This window comes from Sulfitobacter sp. EhC04 (genome assembly GCF_001650875.1).
Lineage (GTDB): Bacteria > Pseudomonadota > Alphaproteobacteria > Rhodobacterales > Rhodobacteraceae > Sulfitobacter.
The window spans coordinates 1-19,474 of sequence record NZ_LXYI01000042.1 but is presented as its reverse complement, the minus strand read 5'-3'; the positions used below and the strand labels follow the sequence as shown (position 1 = coordinate 19,474).

Below are 19,474 nucleotides of genomic sequence, written 5' to 3'. Positions count from 1 at the left end.
GGGAGGAAGAGATGCAGTCAACACAAGCGAATGCCGTCACCTATTTTGTGGACCGCCATATCAACGAGGGGCGGGGGGAGAAGATTGCCTATACCGAGGCTGAAACCGGACGCACCCTGAGCTATGCGCAGATGGCAGCCGGGGCAGGCACGGTTGCCGGGGCGCTGACCCAGGCGGGCATCCGTCCCGAGGAACGGGCGGCAATTCTGGTGCTGGACCAGATCGAATTCCCGCAGATTTTCTGGGGCGCGATCAAGGCGGGTGTCGTGCCTGTCCCGCTTAACACCCTGCTGGCGACTTCTGTCTATGACGTGATCCTGCGCGATTCCCGCGCCGCGATCCTTTTTGTGTCGGCCCCCCTGTGGGAGGTGGTGGCCCCCGCCGTCGCCGATAACCCCTATCTGCGCCAGGTGGTGGTGATTGGCGATGCGCCGGAAGGTACGCAGGATTATGCGGCTTTCACGGCGGATGCGCCAAGGCAGGACACTCTGCCGGTCAGCAGCGACGAGGTTGCATTCTGGCTTTATTCATCAGGCTCAACCGGTCAGCCAAAGGGTGTGGCCCATGTCCATTCCGCCCTGCGCGCCACCGCTGACACCTATGGTGCCGAGGTGCTGGGCATCCGCGAGGATGACGTGGTGCTGTCGGCGGCAAAGTTCTTTTTCGCCTATGGGCTGGGCAATGCGATGACCTTTCCGCTGTCGGTAGGGGCCAGCACGATCCTGTTCACGGGCAGGCCCACGCCACCGGGCATGATCGAGACGATCAACACCCATAGACCCACGGTCTTTTGCGGCGTGCCGACCCTATATGCCGCGATGGTTGCCCAGATGAACCGTGACGGCGCGCCGGACGCCCCGCTGCGGGTTTGCATCTCGGCAGGAGAGGCGCTGCCGGAGGACGTCGGCACCCGCTGGGAAAAGCACACCGGGGTGGGCATTCTTGATGGCGTAGGCTCTACCGAAATGCTGCATATTTTCCTGTCCAATGCGCCGGGGGACATTGTTTATGGCACCTCTGGCCGTGCCGTGCCGGGCTATGCCCTGCGGCTGGTCGACGAGAATGGCGAGGAGGTTGCGGCAGGCGGCATCGGTGAATTGCTGGTCAATGGCGCGTCGGCGGCCAATTGCTATTGGAACCAGCGCGACAAGTCGCGCAGCACCTTCGAGGGTGTCTGGACGCGGACCGGCGACAAATACGAAAAACGCGCCGACGGGCGGCTGGTCTACTGCGGGCGGACCGATGACATGTTCAAGGTGTCGGGCATCTGGCTGTCCCCGTTCGAGGTCGAGGGCGCGCTGGTCAGCCACCCGGCTGTGCTGGAGGCGGCAGTGGTGGCCAGGCGTGATGAGGATGGGCTGGAAAAACCGCTGGCCTTTGTCGTGTTGCAATCAGGAGAAGACCCGGAAGCGATACGGGATGCGCTGAAAGACTACGTGAAAGAGAAGATCGGAAAGTGGAAATATCCGCGCTGGATCGAGGTGGTCGAAGAACTACCTAAAACGGCAACGGGCAAGATCCAGCGTTTCAAGCTGAGAGAGGACTGTTGATGGCATTCGAATGGCGCGAGAAGCCGGGTGACCGGATCAAACTGGCGGGACACGCGCTGGAATACGCCTGTTGGGGCCCCGCACCCGATCAGGCCCCGACGCTGGTCATGCTCCATGAAGGTCTGGGGTCCATCGCGCAGTGGCGTGACCTGCCCGCGCGTCTGGCGGCGACCACGGGGTTTGGTGTGCTGGCCTTTGCGCGGGCGGGCTATGGCGGGTCAGACCCGGTGACGTTGCCACGTCCGCTGAACTACATGACGCGAGAGGCGGAGGATACCTTGGGGCCGCTGCTGGATGCTGCCGGGATTTCTCAGGCGGTGCTGCTGGGCCATTCGGACGGTGCCACGATCGCCGCCATCTATGGCGGTTCCGTGTCCGACATGCGGGTGCGGGGTCTGGTGCTGATCGCGCCGCATTTCTTTGTCGAAGCTGATGGGTTGTTGGCAATCCATGCGGCCGGCAAGGCGTTCCGTGACGGCGACCTGCGGGCGCGTCTGTCAAAGTATCACCGCAATGTGGATGTTGCTTTCAACGGGTGGCACGATGCCTGGACGGACCCTGCGTTTGCAAGCTGGAACGTGGCGGATTGCATCGACCATCTGCGTATTCCGGTATTGGCGATTCAGGGCCGTGAGGACCCTTATGGCACCCTCGCCCAGATCAGCGAGATCGAAGAGCGCATCTATTCCCCGCTGGAGACGCTGATTCTGGAAGGCTGCGGCCATGCGCCCCATCTTGAGCATCCCGAGCAGACAGAGATAGCCATTGTGGAATTCTGCGCAAGGCTGGACCGGCTTGAGCGGGAAGAGGTCCGTATTGCCTGACGCGCCGGAAGGTTTTGAACTACCACCGCACGCCTATGTCCCCGGCGTGACACCACGCCACCCGGAAGGTTGGTTCGACAGGGTAAAGGCCAGTGTGACCGACGATATGGCGGTCCCGGACCTGCACAAGACAGCGGCATGGCAGGCGGGGCGGGCCTATTTCGATGCGGGTTACTATTGGGAGTGTCACGAGGTGCTGGAAGCGGTCTGGATGCGCACGCCCGAAGGGTCGCAGGAACGCGACATGACACAGGCGCTGATCCAGCTGGCCAACGCGCGGCTGAAGATCACGATGCAGCGGCCCCGCGCGGCATGGCGTTTGTGCAATATGGTGTCGGGGCACCTGGCCCGCTGCGATGCAACCCGCAGGATTCTGGGGTTGGAGGTTTCCGAGGTCCGGCAATGGGTGGCGCAGACCCGGAAGGCGCTGGAAAAAGGATAGATGTGCATGATACTGCAAAAATAGCGATGAATTCAGGCAAGATCACTGGTTTACCCGCAGGGAGATGGAATTATAATACACCTAAAGGTTCAGGCAGGCTGTGAAAGGATTACCCATGACCAAGATCATCGACTTTCAGACCGACCCGTCGAAATATCGGCACTGGAAAGTGACCTATGACGGTCCCGTGGCGCATCTGTTCATGGATGTGGATGAAAAGGGCGGGCTTTTCGACGGCTATGAGCTGAAGCTGAACAGCTACGATCTGGGCGTGGACATCGAACTGGCCGATGTGGTGCAGCGGATGCGGTTCGAACATCCCGAGGTCAAGGTCGTGATGATGCAATCGGCCAAGGACAAGGTGTTCTGCGCCGGTGCCAACATCCGGATGCTGGGCGGCGCGGCGCACAGTCACAAGGTCAACTTCTGCAAGTTCACCAATGAGACCCGCAATACCTACGAGGCGGCGCTGGCCGACAGCGGGCAGAACTACATCTGCGCGGTGAAAGGGGCCTGCGCGGGTGGCGGCTACGAACTGGCGCTGGCGTGCAATCACATCATGCTGACCGATGACAGCACATCCTCGGTTGCCCTGCCCGAAGTGCCGCTGCTGGCCGTGCTGCCGGGCACCGGGGGGCTGACCCGCGTGACCGACAAGCGCAAGGTGCGCCGGGATCTTGCGGATGTCTTCTGCTCCATCGAGGAAGGGGTAAAGGGCAAGCGCGCAGTCGAATGGCGGCTGGTGGACGAAGTGTTCCCGAATTCCAAGTTCGACGAGGCGGTGCTGGAACGCGCGCACGAGATGGCGGCCTCCTCTGACAAGGCGGATGTGGCGCAGGGCATCGAACTGACCCCGATCAGCCGTACGTTCGCCGATGATGGCGTCACTTATTCCACCGTCGAGGTTGCTCTGAACCGCAAGGGCGCACGCGCCACGGTGACCATCAAGGGGCCGGATGCGGACGCGCCCGCCGATATGGAGGCTTTGGTCGCCGAGGGAGCCGAAGCCTGGATCCTGCGCTGCGCGCGCGAGTTGGACGACGCGATCCTGCATCTGCGCAACAACGAAAAGGAACTGGGCCTGATCGAATTCCAGACCCAGGGCGACCCCGAAAAGGTCATCGCGCATGAGGCGCTGCTGCTGGGCAACAAGGACCACTGGCTGGCCAATGAAACCCTGCAATACTGGAAACGCGTGCTGAAGCGGATCGACATGACCTCGCGGTCGCTGGTGGCGATCGTGGAGCACGGATCGTGCTTTGCCGGGCCGCTGGCCGAACTGCTTTGGGCGGTGGACCGCAGCTATATGATGCTTGAGGAATTCGACGGCGATAACCGGCACATGGCGACTGTCACGCTGTCGGATGGCAACTTTGGCACCTATCCGATGGGCAATGACCTGACGCGGCTGGAAACGCGGTTCCTGGGCACGCCGGAGCAGGTGGAAAGCCTGAAAGGGTGCATCGGCGAGGCACTGGAAGCGGATGGTGCAGAGGAACTGGGGCTGGTCACCTATGCCTATGACGACATCGACTGGGAAGACGAGGTGCGCCTGTTCATGGAAGAACGCGCCAGCTTCAGCCCCGATGCGATGACGGGGATGGAGGCGAACCTGCGCTTTGCCGGGCCGGAGACGATGGAAACCCGCATCTTTGGCCGTCTGACCGCCTGGCAGAACTGGATTTTCCAGCGCCCCAACGCGGTGGGCAAGGAGGGTGCGCTGCAACGCTATGGCAGCGGACAGCGCGGCGAATATGACATGGAACGTGTGTAACGGGCTCGGATTTTTCGAAAAATCCGGCCCAAAATCTTCAAAGATTTTGGCCCCCGAAGGAGGAAACCAATGCTCGATCTGATCAACGTAAGTTATGATACGCAAATCCCGAACAACGTCGGCCTGAGTGAGGACAAAAAGGTTCTCAAGGCGCTGGAAAAATGGCACCCCGGTTACATCAACTGGTGGAACGACCTGATCCCGCAGAACTTTCAGGAAAGCATGGTCTATCTGCGCACCGCCGTTTCGGTGGACCCCAAAGGCTGGGCCAAGTTCGACTATGTGAAGATGCCGGAATACCGCTGGGGCGTGTTGCTGGCCCCTGCCGTCGAGGACCGCAAGATCCCCATGGGTGAACATTACGGCGAACCGGCGTGGCAGGAAGTGCCCGGCGAATACCGCAACATGCTCAAGCGCCTGATCGTGATCCAGGGCGACACAGAGCCGGGGTCAGTCGAGCAGCAGCGTTTCCTTGGCCTCACGGCACCATCGCTTTACGACATGCGCAACCTGTTCCAGGTCAATGTGGAGGAAGGCCGCCACCTCTGGGCGATGGTCTATCTGCTGCAAAAGTACTTCGGCCGCGATGGCCGGGAAGAGGCGGATGACCTGCTGGTGCGGTCCTCCGGTTCCGACGACAGCCCGCGGATGCTGGGCGCCTTCAACGAGGAAACGCCGGATTGGCTGTCTTTCTTCATGTTCACCTATTTCACCGACCGTGACGGCAAGATGCAGCTGGAGAGTCTGGCGCAATCCGGCTTTGACCCTCTGTCACGCACTTGCCGCTTCATGCTGACCGAGGAAGCGCACCACATGTTTGTGGGCGAAACCGGCGTGGGCCGCACCATTCAGGCAACGCTTGAGGCGATGGCAAAACATGGCATCACCGACCCCTATGACATCAACAAGATCCGCGATCTGGGTGTGATCGACCTGCCCACGATGCAGAAAAAGCTGAACCTGCACTACACGCTGTCGCTGGACCTGTTCGGGCAGGAGGTGTCGACCAATGCCGCAAATGCCTTCAATTCCGGCATCAAGGGGCGGTACATGGAGCAGCGGATCGACGACGATCACAAGCTGACCGATGACACCTATCCGGTGACCTCCATCAAGGACGGCAAAATCGTGACAGAGGACGCCCCCGCCCTGACCGCCATCAACATGCGCCTGCGCGACGATTATGTGCGCGATGCTGCCGGGGGCGTGGGCCGCTGGAACAAGCAGATCGCCAAGGCGGGTGTGGATTTTGAGCTGAAGCTGCCGCATGAGGGCTTTCACCGCCAGATCGGTGTCTTCAGCACCGTGGCCGTGGACCCGGATGGCAAGATCATTTCGGCTGACGAATGGCACAAGCGCCGCGATGAATGGCTGCCGACCAAGGCCGATGGTGATTTCATCCAGTCGCTGATGGTGCCCTGCTATGAGCCGGGCAAATACGCCTCCTGGATCGCCGCGCCCAAGGTCGGGATCGACAACAAGCCGGGCGATTTCGAATATGTGAAGCTGCATATGGCATGAAAGTGGGGTGGGTTTCGAACCCACCTTACGGCAATCTTGAGAGGTGCGTGCCTGTCACGCACCTTTCGCATACAAAGGACATGCCGCCCGTCCAGCGGGCACGGAGGGGAGAGCGACCATGAACAAACCCGTCAAACAGCATCTGATCGACCCCGAGATCTGCATCCGCTGCTATACCTGCGAGATGACTTGCCCGATCAACGCAATCGAGCATGACGACAACAACGTCGTGGTCAACGCCGACATCTGCAATTTCTGTATGGATTGCATCCCCGTCTGCCCCACAGGCTCCATCGACGAATGGCGGGTTGTGAACACGCCATACACGCTGGAACAGCAGTACGAGATGGACGAACTGCCCGAGCAGGAAGACATCGAGGCCGCCCCTGCGAGCGATGACGAGGAAGCGGTCGACCCGATTGCGGCTCTGCTGGCAGAGGCGCACAAGGGTGCGGGCGGCAAGGCCAAGGCGCCAGTCAGCGCGGGCAAGCCAACCGTGAACATGTATAATCTCGGCAAACCGGCCAGGATGAAGGTGCAGGGCAATTACCCACTGACCAAGGACCCCGACCATGACGTGCGCCACATCATCCTGGACCCCGGCGCGCTGCCGTTTCCGGTGCTCGAAGGGCAATCGGTCGGCATCATCCCGCCCGGCACGGATGCGGAAGGCAACGCGCATCTGCCGCGGCTTTACTCCATCTCCTCGCCCCGCGATGGCGAGCGGGCGGGGTATCACAACATCTCCCTGACGGTGAAACGGGAGGAAGGGGGGCTTGCCTCCAATTACCTGTGCGATCTGGAACAGGGGGCGGAGGTCGAGGTGACCGGCCCGTTCGGGGCCACCTTCCTGATGCCCTCCACCCCCGAGGCGCATCTGCTGCTGATCTGTACCGGCACCGGCTCCGCGCCGATGCGCGCCTTTACCATGCAGCGCCAGCGCAGCGGTGCGACAGGCGGCATGACCATGTTCTTTGGCGCGCGCACGCCCGACAGCCTGCCCTATTTCGGCCCGCTCAAGAAGGTGCCGGAAACCCTGTTGAAACAGCATCTGGTGTTCTCGCGCCAGCCCGAACAGGACAAGGAGTACGTGCAGGATCGTATTCTGGCCGAACAGGACAGCGTGGCGGAACTGCTTGAGGATGACCGCACGCATATCTACATCTGCGGCTTGCGCGGGATGGAAGAAGGGGTCGAGCGCGCCATGACCTCCATCGCGGAAAGCCTGGGCCAGCAGTGGACCGCGTTGCGCGATGCCATGCGCGAGGACGGGCGGTATCACGTGGAGACCTATTGATGTCTGATCCCTTTATCCATCCTGTCAACGTCACATGGGCGGACTGCGATCCCGCACGGATCGCCTATACGGCGCGTCTGCCCTATTTCGCGCTGGATGCGATCAATGCCTGGTGGGAGGCCCATCTGGGCGGCGACGGTTGGTTCCAGATGGCGATCGACCGCAATGTCGGCACGCCTTTCGTCAGCCTGGGGATGGAGTTCCGCAGCCCGGTCACCCCGCGCCATACCCTGATGTGCGATACTTTCCCGACCCGCTTGGGCGAAAAATCCATCAGCTTTGCGGTGAACGGATCACAAAACGATGTGCTGTGTTTCGAGGGCCGTTTCACCTGTGTTTTCACCATCGCGGACCAGTTCAAGAGCCAACCGGTGCCGCCGGACTTCCGCGCCATCGTAGAGCCGCACATTCGTGCGAAATAATGCAGTTTGGCGTGGTTGAGGTCTTGATCGGGCAGCAGCTTTGCGGAATAGTGCATTAATGTCTCTGATAGCACCTCATGGCTGACATGCCGGATACCCAGGACCCCGGTGCTGCGCTGATCGCGCGCATGGCCGAACGGGTCGCTGCCGCCCGCAAGAAGCGCGGCCTGCCGCGCCGTGTGCTGTCCGAATTGTCGGGCGTATCGCCGCGATACCTTGCGCAGCTTGAATCGGGCGAGGGCAATATTTCCATTCTTCTGCTGTCGCGGGTTGCGGCGGCGCTTGACCTCAAGGTTGAGGCGCTTTTGGCGGATGAAATCCCGATGGACCATGACGCGCAGCGTTTTGCGACCCTCTATCGGAGCGCTCCGGCAGAGATGCAGCACAAGGTCAGCGCGATGCTGGCCCCGCGTGACCCCGGTTTGCTGCGCGCGGGGCGCATCAGCCTGATCGGTCTGCGCGGTGCGGGCAAATCCACCCTTGGACGGATGGCAAGCGAAGCGCTGAAGATACCTTTTGTTGAGTTGAACGAAGACATCGAGAACGCGGTCGATATGCCATTGGCAGAGGTGATGGCGTTTTACGGCGAGGACGGATACCGCCGATTGGAATCCGAGGCGCTGGACCGCATTTCAACTGTGCATGACCGCGTCATATTGGCTGCTGCGGGCGGCATCGTCGCGCAGAAAAACACCTATGACCGGCTGCGTGAGCGGTTCCACACGGTCTGGATACGGACCAGCCCCCCCGAACACATGCAGCGCGTGCGCGCCCAGGGCGATGTGCGCCCGATGCAGGGCAACCCAGCGGCGATGGCGCATCTCAAGGAATTGCTGAATGCGCGCAGCCCGCTCTACGAACTGGCCGAGGCGCAGGTGAACACATCGAACCGGACAATCAGTTCGTCGCTGAACGATCTGCTGACCACCATTGCCAAACACAGCTTTCTCGATCCGGTGACATGAAGCAGGCGGTGCTGACCGCATGGCTTCAGGATGTGTTCTGGCGGCGGGGCGAGGTGCTGCTGTTTCATCATACCAACCCCTGGGAACTGGACGAGGCGCTGACCGGCTGGGGGTATGACATGGGCCCCTGCGAAGCGCAGGATCTGCTGGGGCTGGACAAGGTGCTGGCGCGCGGGCCGGAGCGTCAGGTGCCGATCCTGCCCCGGATGGTGGCGGAGGGGCGCATGGGCAAGCCGGGCGGCGTGGGCTATTACCGCTATCCCGGTGGCGGCGGTGCCGTGATCGACCCGCTGATCGAGGATCTGATCCTGGAGGAAGCCTGGTTTGCCAGCGTCACACGATCTGAAGTGAGCGATGCGGACCTGGTTGAGCGCATGCATGCGGCGCTGTTGGCGGAGTGCCGGTTGTTGCTGTCGCAGGGGGTGACGCGGGCTGCGCTTGCCATGGCGCTGACAAAAGGGCTGCATCTGCCAGAGGGCCGCGTGTCTGAAATCCTGGACCCTGCCTGACGGCGGCACTGTTTCAGGTCAGGACACCACCGTCGCGCAACCGGGCAATGGCAGCATCGTCATAACCGAGGTCGCGCAGGGCCGCTTCGGTGTCCGAGCCCGGTGCCGGGGGGCTTTGCAGGTCGCCCGGCGTGCTGCGCGAGAAGCGGGGTGCAGGGGCCGCTTGTGCGATACCGGCCACTTCGGTGAAGGTGCCGCGCGCGGCCATCTGCGGATGGGCGGGCGCTTCGGACCAGGCCAGGACGGGTGTTGCACAGGCGTCGCTGCCGTCGAAAATGGCAGCCCATGCGTCGCGGGTCTTGCGCTTGAACACCTCGGCATAGGCCGCGCGCCTTTCGGGCCAGGCGGCGCTGTCCATCTGGCTGGCCATATGATCCTGCGGCAGGTCGGCAAGGCGCACCAGTTCCGCAAAGAATTGCGGCTCCAGCGGGCCGACCGCCAGGAATTTCCCGTCCGCACATTCATAGGTCCGGTAAAAGGGCGCGCCACCATCCAGCAGGTTGGTCTCGCGGGTTTCGGACCACTGACCGCGTGCGATAAAGGCGTGCACCAGCGCCATCATCGCGGATGCGCCATCGACCATCGCGGCGTCAATAACCTGACCCTTGCCGGATGTCTGACGCTCGAACAGGGCGGCCATGATGCCAAACAGCAGGAACATCGTGCCGCCGCCATAATCGGCCCCGATATTCAGCGGCGGCATTGGCACGCTGTCCGCCGCGCCGGTGGCCTGCAGAAATCCGGTCAGACCCAGATAGTTGATGTCATGCCCCGCCGTCTGCGCCAATGGCCCGTCCTGGCCCCAGCCGGTCATCCGGCCAAAGACAAGGCCCGGATTCTGCGCGTGGCAGTCCGCCGGCCCCAGCCCCATCCGCTCCATCACGCCGGGGCGGAACCCCTCGATCAGCACATCGGCGCGGGCGATCATGGCCATCGCCACGGCGCGCCCCGCGTCGGATTTGAGGTTCAGCGCAACTGATCGTTTGCCGCGGTTGTTGATGTCCGTCGGATCGGCGGGGCCGGATGCGCGGGTGATCAGCGTGACCTCCGCCCCGAGGTCGGCCAGGAGTTGGCCCGCCAGCGGGGCGGGGCCAAGCCCTTGCATTTCCACGACCTTCAGCCCTTTGAGTGGTCCGCTCATGCCGTCCTCCGGTCTTGTGGAAACCTGTACCGTCCGCGCTCAGGACACGTCCTTGTAGCTGACCTCGCGCTTGTCGGTGCCGCCCTTTTCGCGGCGCACCAGCAGTCGGTTCAGCGCGTGGATATAGGCGCGGGTGGAGGCGACAACCGTGTCGGTATCCGCCGATTGGCCGGTCACGATCCGCCCGTCCTCTTCGATTCGGACAGAGACGGTGGCCTGCGCATCGGTCCCTTCGGTGACGGCATGCACCTGGTAGAGCTGCAACCGCGCCTCATGCGGCACCAATGCCTTGACGCAGTTGAAGGCCGCATCGACCGGACCGTCACCGGTCTGTTCGGTGGTCTGCTCGGCACCGTCCACGTTCAGCGTCATCCGCGCCTGGTTCGGCCCTTCGGTCCCGCAGACGACATGCATCGACACCAGCGTGACGCGGTCCTCCTCGGGGTCGGTTGCCGTGCGCATCAGCGCGATAAGGTCATCCTCATAGATTTCCTTTTTCCGGTCGGCCAGTTCCTTGAACCGGACAAAGACATCCTTGAGCTGGTTGTCGCCCAGTTCGAACCCCAGATCCTCAAGCTTGGAACGCAACGCGGCCCGGCCCGAATGTTTGCCCATGACGATATTGGTCTCGGCCAGGCCCACGTCGGCGGGGCGCATGATTTCGAACGTCTCGGCGTTCTTGAGCATGCCGTCCTGGTGGATGCCGGATTCATGGGCAAAGGCGTTCTTGCCCACGATCGCCTTGTTGAACTGCACGGCAAAGCCGCTGACAGTCGCCACCCGGCGGGAGATGTTCATGATCTTGGTGGAGTCGATCCGGGTTTCATAGGGCATGATGTCGTTGCGCACGCGCAGGGCCATCACAACTTCTTCCAGCGCGGTATTGCCCGCCCGTTCGCCCAATCCGTTGATCGTGCACTCGACCTGACGCGCGCCCGCCTCGACGGCGGCAAGGCTGTTGGCCGTCGCCATGCCAAGGTCGTTGTGGCAATGGGTGGCAAAGACGATCTCGTCCGCGCCGGGAACATTCTCAAGCAGTTTGCGGATCAGATCGGCGCTTTCGCGCGGTGCGGTATAGCCGACGGTATCGGGGATATTGATGGTTGTTGCCCCGGCCTTGATCGCGATCTCGACGACCCGGTACAGGTAGTCCAATTCTGTCCGCGTAGCGTCCATCGGGGACCATTGCACGTTGTCGCACAGGTTGCGGGCATGGGTGACCGTGTCGTGGATGCGGTCGGCCATTTCGTCCATTGTCAGGTTCGGGATCGCCCGGTGCAGGGGCGAGGTGCCGATGAACGTATGGATGCGCGGCTGACGTGCGTGTTTCACGGCCTCCCAGCAGCGGTCGATGTCGGGCAGTTGCGCGCGGGCAAGCCCGCAGATCACCGCGTTCTGCGACTGACGCGCGATTTCGGAGACGGCGGCAAAGTCGCCGTCCGAGGCGATGGGGAATCCGGCCTCGATGATATCGACACCCATTTCATCCAGAAGGCTGGCGATCTCCAGCTTTTCGGCATGGGTCATGGTGGCACCGGGGCTTTGTTCGCCGTCGCGCAAGGTTGTGTCAAAGATCAAGACGCGGTCTTGGGGTTGGGTATTCATGTTGGGTTCTCTCTGTTCTGCTGTAAATCCGTGGCGCGTGACCATCCCTCTGAGCGGACGCGCCGGATGGCACGCTCAGAGGCGGATTAGCAGCAGCAGGTTGGCACGCAGCAGCGCCGCGCAGGGGCGCGGCAGGGTTGTGATATGGGCGGCGTGTGTCATGCCGCTATTTATACGCCCCGTTTTTCAAATGGAAAGGGGGCATTGTCACCTTTGTCGTTGTGGCTGCGGTGTGGGCGGGTTTGAGTATTTTTGGCATAAAGAAGCATTGACCCACGATGGCCTGTCCATGGCCGTGCCACCAATCAAGTCTCAATCATGCGCCGCGCGGCTGTCTTGCGGGGCTTCTGCGCGGTCAAACATGCCGTAGTCACGGATCACATGGGCGATGCGCAGGTGATAATCGGCAAAGATGCCGCCGCGCCCCTTCGCCTGTGCCCCGCGATGCGCCGTCAGCTTGCGCCAGCGTTCGACGGCTGCCTCATCCTCGAAGAACGAGAGCGACAGCAGCTTGTCCGGGTTGGTCAGGCTCTGGAACCGCTCGACAGAAATGAACCCTTCGACCTCATCCACCAGCGGGCGCATCGCGGCGGCAATGTCGAGATAATCGTCGCGGCGATCCGGATGCGGCATGACTTCGAAGATGACAGCGATCATGTGGCGGCTCCATGCGGGGTGGAGGCCAGTTTCAGAAACGTGCGTTCCTCGCGCAAGAGAAATTTCCCGGACTGGGCGAAAGCATAGTTTTCCCGGCCCAGCGGGTCCTCGGCCAGCCGGGCGCGGTATTCCTCATAGGCGGCCAGGCTGGGAATGTTGTAGATGCCATAGGCAAGGGTCGATGACCCCTCATGCGGGGCGAAATAGCCGATCAGGTCGGCACCGCAACGCGGGATCGCCTGACCCCAATTGCGGGCGTATTGGCGAAATTGGTCGTGTTTGGTCGGGTCGATTTCGTATTTGATGATGCAGGTGAGCATGGGCTGTCCTTCATGTTTGCCATGCCTGTCTAGCCCATTGATTGCAACTAATGCTTCGACTAGGATCGAAGTATGAAAGACGGTCCTGACATATCCCGCATTGCGGCCCTGATTGGCGATCCGGCACGCGCCAATATCCTCAGCGCGCTGATGAGCGGCAAGGCCCTGACCGCCACCGAACTGGCGGCAGAGGCGGGGGTGACGGTGCAGACCGCCAGCACCCATCTGGCCAAGCTGGAGAGTGGCGGGTTGATCATCCACCGCAAATCCGGGCGGCACAAGTATTTCACCCTTGCCGGTGCCGAGGTCGGCCATGCGCTGGAGGCGTTGATGGGCCTCGCGGCGGGGGCCGGACACCTGCGCACCCGGACCGGGCCGCGCGATCTGGCCCTGCGCGAGGCGCGCGTCTGCTATAACCATCTGGCGGGGGAACGGGGCATTGCGCTCTATCAGGGGCTGCTGGCCCGTGGCGCGATTGCCGAACATGGGTCGGCTGTGGCCCTTACCAATCAGGGCAATGCATTCCTGGCGGATTTCGGCGTCGATGTCGCGACATTGGAAAAGGGCCGTGCGCCGCTATGCCGGCCCTGCCTGGACTGGAGCGCGCGGCGCAATCATCTGGCAGGGGCCGTCGGGCGTGCGATGCTGGCGCGGATGCAGGTTCTGGGCTGGTGCAAAAGGGTCGAGGGCACCCGCGTGATCGACTTCAGCGCCAAAGGGCGCGCGGCATTCGATCGCCAGTTCGGGGTGTCGGGCGCAACCGCCCCCTGACTGGCCCGCCGCAAATCAAAGCTGCCCGGCATCCTTTAACTGTTCGATCCCGTAACGCAGATGTTCGGTACGGAATGAATGGCCGCCGGAAAACAGGCAAAAATCCAGAATGTCGCCAGCCTTATTGCTCCGGTCCTCGCAGGCGAGGTCTCCTGCGCTGACAGGCCGGGCGGGGCCGAAGCCGCCAAAGTCGGTGTAAAGGGCAAGTGCATCCGATACCTTGCCCTGCTTGGTCTCTCCGATGGCGCGGCCTTTCAGGGGCACCGTTCTGTCCGCATCCCCGTGAATATGGACGATGGAGGATACAGGCTGCGCGCAGGTCTCGGGCGGCTCCATCCAGAAGGTGCCGGACATCGGGATGAAGCCCGCGAAGGGGTCGGGATGGGTGCAGGCAAGGTTCCAGACCATCATCCCGCCTGCCGAGAATCCGGCGGCGATGATGCGGGTCGGGTCGATGTCGAAACGCGCCTGTGCGTCGGCAAGCATAGCGTCGAAATAGGCAAACTCCGCTGCGCCAGTGCTGTCGAAAGTGCCCGGCCCCTTGGGCAGATCCCACGATCCGTCCACGCCCTGCGCGGCAATCAGGGCCAATCCTGCGTCCGATACCATGCGGCGCAGACTGCCGTTGCGCATCGCCCCGGCGGCGGTGCCGCGATAGCCATGCGACCAGACCAGCGCCCCCACCGGGGTCTTGCCGTCATGGCCGTCGGGCATCGCGATGCGGTAGGTCCTGTCGCCCAGCACGCAATCCGTGTCGGCACCACAGGCAAAGGCGGGCGAGGCAGAGATCAGGGCGAGCAACAGGGCTGAAATACGCATGGGCATCCTTTGGCATACCGGCGTTGGCGGTACAAATCACATGATCGTTTGCATGGAGCCGCGCCAAACACGACGCGACCCGAATGCCACTGCGTCAGCTATTGAGCCTTGCCGTTATCTCTACCAGACGCCTGGCCTGAAAACTGACCGCCTTCTTGCCAAGGTCGTCGAACTTGGCCGCCGTGCCGGAATAGCCATAGGGGTTCCCGTCCTCGAACTTTATCTCGTCCGCATAGCCCGGCGCGACAATGATGTTGCCCCAGTGCATGGCCGATTTGTAAAGGTTCTGGATCGTGCCTTCGCGCCCGCCATGGGCCGTCTGTGCCGAGGTCGTCGCGGTGATGGTCTTGTTCACCAGCTTGCCTTTCTGCCAAAGCGGGCCAAGCGTGTCGATAAAGGCCGCCATCTGGCTGGGCAGGTTGCCGTAGCGCGTCGGCACGGAAAAGAAATAACCGTCCGCCCATGTCATGTCATCATGGGACACTTCGGGAATGTCCTGCATCTTTTCCAGCTGGGCCTTCCAGGGTTCCTGGGCGTCGATGACGGATTGGGGCGCGGTCTCGGCGGCGCGGCGCAACCGCACCTCGGCCCCGGCAGCTTCCGCTGCTTCTTGTGCGGCAAGCGCAATCTGATGGTTTGTGCCGTAAGTGGTATAGAAGATAATGGCGATCTTGGGGGTGCTCATATGTGCCTCCTTGGCTGTCGTTCACGGAGGAAATTCTCGGGCGCGCGGTTTCGTTCCGCTCAGGGGTGCACAGGGGGTGTGAAATTATGCGAAACGGCCCGCTGCTCTTTTACTTTGCCCCGCGTCTGACCATATCGAGGGCATGATCCCGGTTACCCCTGACCTCGACATGTTCGAAGATATCGCCCTGCGCACGGTCGATGGCTTTCCGCAGCCCTTCCGTAACGCCGCGCGCGAGGTGCTGCTGCGCGTCACCGATTGGCCAACCGATGACATGCTGGCATCACTGGGGATCAACAAGCCTGTCGGGCTCACAGGGCTTTACGAAGGCATCCCGATGACCCGTAAATCCGTGCTCGACATGGCACCGCAGCCCGACACGGTCTGGCTGTTCCGCGAACCCATCCTGCATGAGTGGCGCGCGCGCGGGAACGTGGAGATCGAGGAACTGATCGCCCATGTCACGATCCACGAATTCGCGCATCATTTCGGCTGGTCTGACGCGGAAATCGCCCGCGTCGCCCCGTGGGAGACCTGAGGCGCCGCGCGCATTTCAGGACGGATCGCGCCAGCGGTTCACGATGGGATATCGCCGGTCCAGCCAGAACGCCCCTTTGGTCAGGCGCGGGCCGGGCGCGGACTGAAAGCGCTTGTATTCGCTGATGTAGATCAGGTGCTCGACCTTTTTCGCCACATCGCGTTCAAACCCGGCGGCGACGCAATCGGCGACCGACCCGTCCTGATCCACGAGAATATTCAGGATCGCGTCCAGTTCCGGATAATCGGGCAGGCTGTCGCTGTCCTTTTGATCCTCGCGCAGCTCGGCGCTGGGTGGCTTGGTGATGATGTTGTCGGGGATCACCGCGCCTGCGGGCCCCTTCATCCAGTCGCGATGGTTTTCATTGCGCCAGCGGCAGGTTTCGAACACGCGGGTCTTGTAGAGATCCTTGATCGGGTTATAGCCGCCCGCCATGTCGCCATAGATCGTCGCATAGCCCACCGCGACCTCTGACTTGTTGCCGGTGGTCAGCAGCATCTCCCCGAACTTGTTGGACATCGCCATCAGCAGCAGACCCCGCAGGCGGGACTGGATGTTTTCCTCGGTCAGGTCGGGGGCATGCCCGTCGAACAGGGGGGCCAGCGTGTTGGTGATCGCCTGACGCCCTTCCTTGATGGGCACATAGTCGTAGCGGCAGCCCAGCGCCTTTGCCAATGCCTCGGCATCATCGAGGGAAGATTGCGAGGTATATTCCGACGGCAGCATCACGCAGCGCACGTTCTCCGCGCCCAATGCGTCGACCGCAATGGTCGCCACGATGGCCGAATCAATGCCGCCGGACAGGCCCAGCAGGACCTTTTTGAAGCCGGTCTTGCCCATGTAGTCGCGCAGAGCCTGCACCATCACGCGGTAATCCTGTTCCCAGGCGTCGGGCAGAGAGGCAAGCGGCTGGTCCACCACCCGCCAGCCGTTTTCACCGCGTTCCAAGTCGACGTGATGCACCTGCGCATCGAAGGCGGGCATCTGCATCGCCAGCTTGCCGCCGGGGTTCAGCGCAAAGGAGGCACCGTCAAAGACCTGGTCGTCCTGTCCGCCCACCATGTTGAGGTAGATCAGCGGCAGCCCGGTTTCCACCACGCGGGCCACCATCATGTTCAGACGGGTGTCCAGCTTGCCCCGGTAATAGGGCGATCCGTTAGGGACCAGCAGGAACTCAGCGCCGGTTTCGGCCAGTGTCTCCGACACCTCCGGGTGCCAGGCGTCTTCGCAGATCGGGCTGCCGACACGGGTATTGCCCACAGCATAGGGGCCGCCCAGCGGGCCGGAATCAAAGATGCGCACCTCGTCGAATACCGTCTCATTGGGCAGGTTGTGCTTGAGCGTGCGGTTGGCGATCTTGCCGTTCTTGAGGATCAGGTAGGCATTGAACAGCTCTGCCCCCTCGGCCCAGGGCGCGCCAATGGCCAGCGCGGGACCGTCGGCGCAGTCCCTGGCCAGTTGTTCGATATGGGCCATGACATCGAGCTGAAACGCGCGCTTCATCACCAGGTCCTGAGCGTTGTAGCCGGTGATGAACATTTCCGGCAGTGCGACCAGATCCGCATCGGCCGCCTTGCCCTCCGCCCAGGCCTTGGCCGCCAGCGCGGCGTTGCCCGCAAGATCGCCCACGGTTGGGTTCAATTGTCCAAGGGTGATGCGGAAACGGTCTGCCATGAATACGCCTTTGCGGTTTGGTCTGCCCCGGATGTAGCAGATCAGGCACGGGGGAAAAGCCCAAAGGGTGCCGGACCACCGGCGCGGTCGGATGAATGGAGAAAGCGGGCAGCCCCATGGGCGAAGAACACCATTGTGGCGGTTTGGCGCGGGATCAGCCGGTGTGGCGCAAAAGACGATTGCCCCTCTATGCCCCATTGCTTAGGCTTATCGGCGACCCCGCGTGATGCGTGGTGCAAACAATACGGGTATGCCGATGTCCTTTCGTTCGATGATCCTGTGCCTTTCCCTGCTTGCTGTGCCAGCCCTGGCGCAGGAGGGGCAGGTATTGACCAAGCAATATGACGATGGCGGCGTCTATGAAGGGGCGTTCCGTGGTGGGCTGCAACATGGACAGGGCACCTACAAGCTGCCCAACGGCTATGAATATTCCGGCAACTGGGAAGATGGCGAGATCAAGGGCGAGGGCGTTGCGCGCTTTCCCAACGGGTCAATTTACGAGGGCAATTTCTCAAAAGGGAAACCGGACGGTTTCGGCAAGATCACCTTTGCCGACGGCGGCACCTATGAAGGCGACTGGGTGGCAGGGGCGATCATGGGCCAGGGTGTCGCGCTTTATGCCAACGGCGTGCGCTACGAAGGCGGTTTCCGCAATGCCAAGCACCACGGCAAGGGCGTGATGCAAAGCCCCGGCGGCTATGAATACAAGGGCGACTGGATCGAGGGCGTCAAACAGGGCACCGGCACCATCACCTATCCTGACGGTGCGGTCTACGAGGGTGCGATCGAGGCGGGCAAGCGCAACGGCGAGGGCACGCTGACCATGCCCGACGGTCTGGTCTATGTCGGGCTCTGGCAGGATGGCCAGATCGAGGGCACCGGCACGCTGACCCAGCCCAATGGCGATGTCTACGAGGGCAACCTCATTGCCGGTCGCCGCGAAGGCGAGGGCAAGGTGACCTATGCCAATGGCGACACCTATGTCGGGTCGTTCAAGGATGACCGGCGCGACGGGCAGGGCACCTTTACCGGCGCGGATGGATATATCTACACCGGGTCCTGGGTTGCCGGACAGATCGAGGGCGAAGGCCAGGTGACCTATCCCGACGGGTCGGTCTATGTGGGGTCGTTCCGCGACGATCTGGCCGATGGACAGGGCAAGATCACCTATCCCGACGGGTCGACCTACGAAGGATCATGGGAGGCGGGCGTGATCGAGGGCGAGGGCCGCGCCACCTATCCCAACGGGGTTGTCTACGAGGGGGGCTTTTCCAATGCCCGCAACGAGGGGCAGGGCGTGATGACCTATGCCGACGGCTATCGCTATGAGGGCATGTGGAAAGACGGCCAGCGCCACGGCATGGGCACGGCCACCTATCCCGACGGGACGGTCTATGAGGGCAACTTCGAAGACGGCAAGCGCCACGGGCGCGGCAAGATCAGCATGGCCAACGGCTTTGTCTATGACGGAGAATGGACGCGGGGCGAGATCGAGGGCCAGGGCATGGCGACCTACGCCAATGGCGATATCTACGAAGGCACCTTCAAGGCAGGCAAGCGCCAGGGCACCGGCACCATGCGCTATGCCACGGGCGAAGAGGCCTCTGGCGACTGGGATAACGGCGCGCTGACCGATCCTGCGCAGGATGGCAATGCCGCAACCGGGGATGCACCGGCCGAGGGCGCGACGACCGAGGGTGCATCGACCAACGGCGGCTAAGACGCGCTCAGGGGGCACCCCGCTTGCCGTGTTACGGGCCCACCGCCTTGTCCTGGTCGAACGTCACCTCCCAGGTTGCGGGGCCCAACTCTCCAGCATTTCCGATCCAAACCGGACATTTGCCGCGGGACGGGGTAATGTCCGCTGAGCGGACTTGGACGAAACCGCTCTCGCGGTATTGGTGCTTGTGGTGGGTGTTGCGTGCTGATGTGAACGGCATGGATTTTGCGAACTGACCAC

20 protein-coding genes are annotated in these 19,474 nt (G+C 62.4%); 12 read left to right on the top strand and 8 right to left on the bottom strand.

Features of this window, described 5'->3' with window-relative positions; all coding sequences use genetic code 11:
* Window positions 1-11: 11 nt before the first annotated feature.
* The 9 genes from A8B82_RS16840 to A8B82_RS16800 all read left to right on the top strand — a co-directional run bounded on the left by A8B82_RS16840 (window position 12) and on the right by A8B82_RS16800 (window position 9,304).
* The gene (locus A8B82_RS16840; RefSeq protein ID WP_067294961.1) at window positions 12-1,550 is read left to right on the top strand and encodes a benzoate-CoA ligase family protein; all 1,539 of its coding nucleotides are present in this window, start codon (window positions 12-14) and stop codon (window positions 1,548-1,550) included.
* On the top strand, window positions 1,550-2,374 hold the full coding sequence (locus A8B82_RS16835; protein WP_067294958.1) for an alpha/beta fold hydrolase: 825 nt from the start codon (window positions 1,550-1,552) through the stop codon (window positions 2,372-2,374). Before A8B82_RS16840 ends, A8B82_RS16835 begins: the two co-directional genes overlap by 1 nt.
* Entirely contained in the window at window positions 2,367-2,816 is a 450-nt protein-coding gene (locus A8B82_RS16830; RefSeq protein ID WP_067294956.1) for a DUF309 domain-containing protein, read from the top strand. The genes A8B82_RS16835 and A8B82_RS16830 overlap by 8 nt, the downstream gene beginning before the upstream one ends.
* A 115-nt stretch (window positions 2,817-2,931) precedes the next feature.
* Window positions 2,932-4,590: a 2,3-epoxybenzoyl-CoA dihydrolase gene (gene boxC, locus A8B82_RS16825; RefSeq protein WP_067294954.1), complete on the top strand. Its 1,659-nt coding sequence runs from the start codon at window positions 2,932-2,934 to the stop codon at window positions 4,588-4,590.
* Between the two features lie 69 nt (window positions 4,591-4,659).
* Window positions 4,660-6,111 carry a benzoyl-CoA 2,3-epoxidase subunit BoxB gene (boxB, locus tag A8B82_RS16820; protein WP_067294951.1) on the top strand — a complete coding sequence of 484 codons (1,452 nt, stop codon included), beginning with the start codon at window positions 4,660-4,662 and terminating at the stop codon, window positions 6,109-6,111.
* A 118-nt stretch (window positions 6,112-6,229) separates the two neighbouring features.
* Window positions 6,230-7,408, top strand: a complete 1,179-nt coding sequence (gene boxA, locus A8B82_RS16815; RefSeq protein ID WP_067294948.1) for a benzoyl-CoA 2,3-epoxidase subunit BoxA — start codon at window positions 6,230-6,232, stop codon at window positions 7,406-7,408.
* On the top strand, window positions 7,408-7,830 hold the full coding sequence (locus A8B82_RS16810; RefSeq protein WP_067294947.1) for an acyl-CoA thioesterase: 423 nt from the start codon (window positions 7,408-7,410) through the stop codon (window positions 7,828-7,830). The genes boxA and A8B82_RS16810 overlap by 1 nt, the downstream gene beginning before the upstream one ends.
* 77 nt (window positions 7,831-7,907) lie before the next feature.
* Window positions 7,908-8,795, top strand: a complete 888-nt coding sequence (locus A8B82_RS16805; protein ID WP_082899350.1) for a helix-turn-helix transcriptional regulator — start codon at window positions 7,908-7,910, stop codon at window positions 8,793-8,795.
* Complete coding sequence (locus tag A8B82_RS16800) at window positions 8,792-9,304, top strand: 3-hydroxyacyl-CoA dehydrogenase family protein (RefSeq protein ID WP_067294944.1); 513 nt, start codon at window positions 8,792-8,794, stop codon at window positions 9,302-9,304. Before A8B82_RS16805 ends, A8B82_RS16800 begins: the two co-directional genes overlap by 4 nt.
* 13 nt (window positions 9,305-9,317) lie before the next feature.
* Here A8B82_RS16800 and A8B82_RS16795 read toward each other — a convergent pair whose 3' ends face one another.
* The 4 genes from A8B82_RS16795 to A8B82_RS16780 form a co-directional block, all read right to left on the bottom strand.
* Window positions 9,318-10,445 (bottom strand): CaiB/BaiF CoA transferase family protein, encoded by a 1,128-nt coding sequence (locus A8B82_RS16795; RefSeq protein ID WP_067294942.1) that lies wholly within the window; start codon window positions 10,443-10,445, stop codon window positions 9,318-9,320.
* Window positions 10,446-10,484: 39 nt separating this feature from the next.
* The gene (locus A8B82_RS16790) at window positions 10,485-12,050 is read right to left on the bottom strand and encodes a 2-isopropylmalate synthase (protein WP_067294940.1); all 1,566 of its coding nucleotides are present in this window, start codon (window positions 12,048-12,050) and stop codon (window positions 10,485-10,487) included.
* A gap of 312 nt (window positions 12,051-12,362) precedes the next feature.
* Window positions 12,363-12,707, bottom strand: coding sequence for an antibiotic biosynthesis monooxygenase family protein (locus tag A8B82_RS16785; RefSeq protein WP_067294937.1), 345 nt, complete (start codon window positions 12,705-12,707; stop codon window positions 12,363-12,365).
* Window positions 12,704-13,027, bottom strand: coding sequence for an NIPSNAP family protein (locus A8B82_RS16780; protein WP_067294935.1), 324 nt, complete (start codon window positions 13,025-13,027; stop codon window positions 12,704-12,706). The genes A8B82_RS16785 and A8B82_RS16780 overlap by 4 nt, the downstream gene beginning before the upstream one ends.
* Window positions 13,028-13,099: 72 nt before the next feature.
* On the opposite strand from A8B82_RS16780, the gene A8B82_RS16775 reads away from it, so the two are divergent.
* On the top strand, window positions 13,100-13,798 hold the full coding sequence (locus A8B82_RS16775) for an ArsR/SmtB family transcription factor (RefSeq protein WP_067294932.1): 699 nt from the start codon (window positions 13,100-13,102) through the stop codon (window positions 13,796-13,798).
* A gap of 15 nt (window positions 13,799-13,813) precedes the next feature.
* On the opposite strand, the gene A8B82_RS16770 is transcribed toward A8B82_RS16775, so the two are convergent.
* The gene (locus A8B82_RS16770; protein ID WP_067294930.1) at window positions 13,814-14,617 is read right to left on the bottom strand and encodes an alpha/beta hydrolase family esterase; all 804 of its coding nucleotides are present in this window, start codon (window positions 14,615-14,617) and stop codon (window positions 13,814-13,816) included.
* A 94-nt stretch (window positions 14,618-14,711) separates the two neighbouring features.
* Window positions 14,712-15,302 (bottom strand): NAD(P)H-dependent oxidoreductase, encoded by a 591-nt coding sequence (locus A8B82_RS16765; protein ID WP_067294927.1) that lies wholly within the window; start codon window positions 15,300-15,302, stop codon window positions 14,712-14,714.
* Between the two features lie 142 nt (window positions 15,303-15,444).
* On the opposite strand from A8B82_RS16765, the gene A8B82_RS16760 reads away from it, so the two are divergent.
* Complete coding sequence (locus tag A8B82_RS16760) at window positions 15,445-15,840, top strand: metallopeptidase family protein (protein WP_067294926.1); 396 nt, start codon at window positions 15,445-15,447, stop codon at window positions 15,838-15,840.
* 15 nt (window positions 15,841-15,855) lie between these two features.
* On the opposite strand, the gene A8B82_RS16755 is transcribed toward A8B82_RS16760, so the two are convergent.
* Window positions 15,856-17,514, bottom strand: a complete 1,659-nt coding sequence (locus A8B82_RS16755; RefSeq protein WP_067294923.1) for an NAD+ synthase — start codon at window positions 17,512-17,514, stop codon at window positions 15,856-15,858.
* 256 nt (window positions 17,515-17,770) lie between these two features.
* On the opposite strand from A8B82_RS16755, the gene A8B82_RS16750 reads away from it, so the two are divergent.
* A complete protein-coding gene (locus A8B82_RS16750; protein WP_067295205.1) occupies window positions 17,771-19,234 on the top strand; it encodes an MORN repeat-containing protein in 1,464 nt (487 codons plus the stop codon).
* Between the two features lie 31 nt (window positions 19,235-19,265).
* On the opposite strand, the gene A8B82_RS24590 is transcribed toward A8B82_RS16750, so the two are convergent.
* Window positions 19,266-19,474 (bottom strand): hypothetical protein (locus A8B82_RS24590; RefSeq protein ID WP_235604720.1); only part of this gene is annotated, 209 nt, incomplete at its 5' end.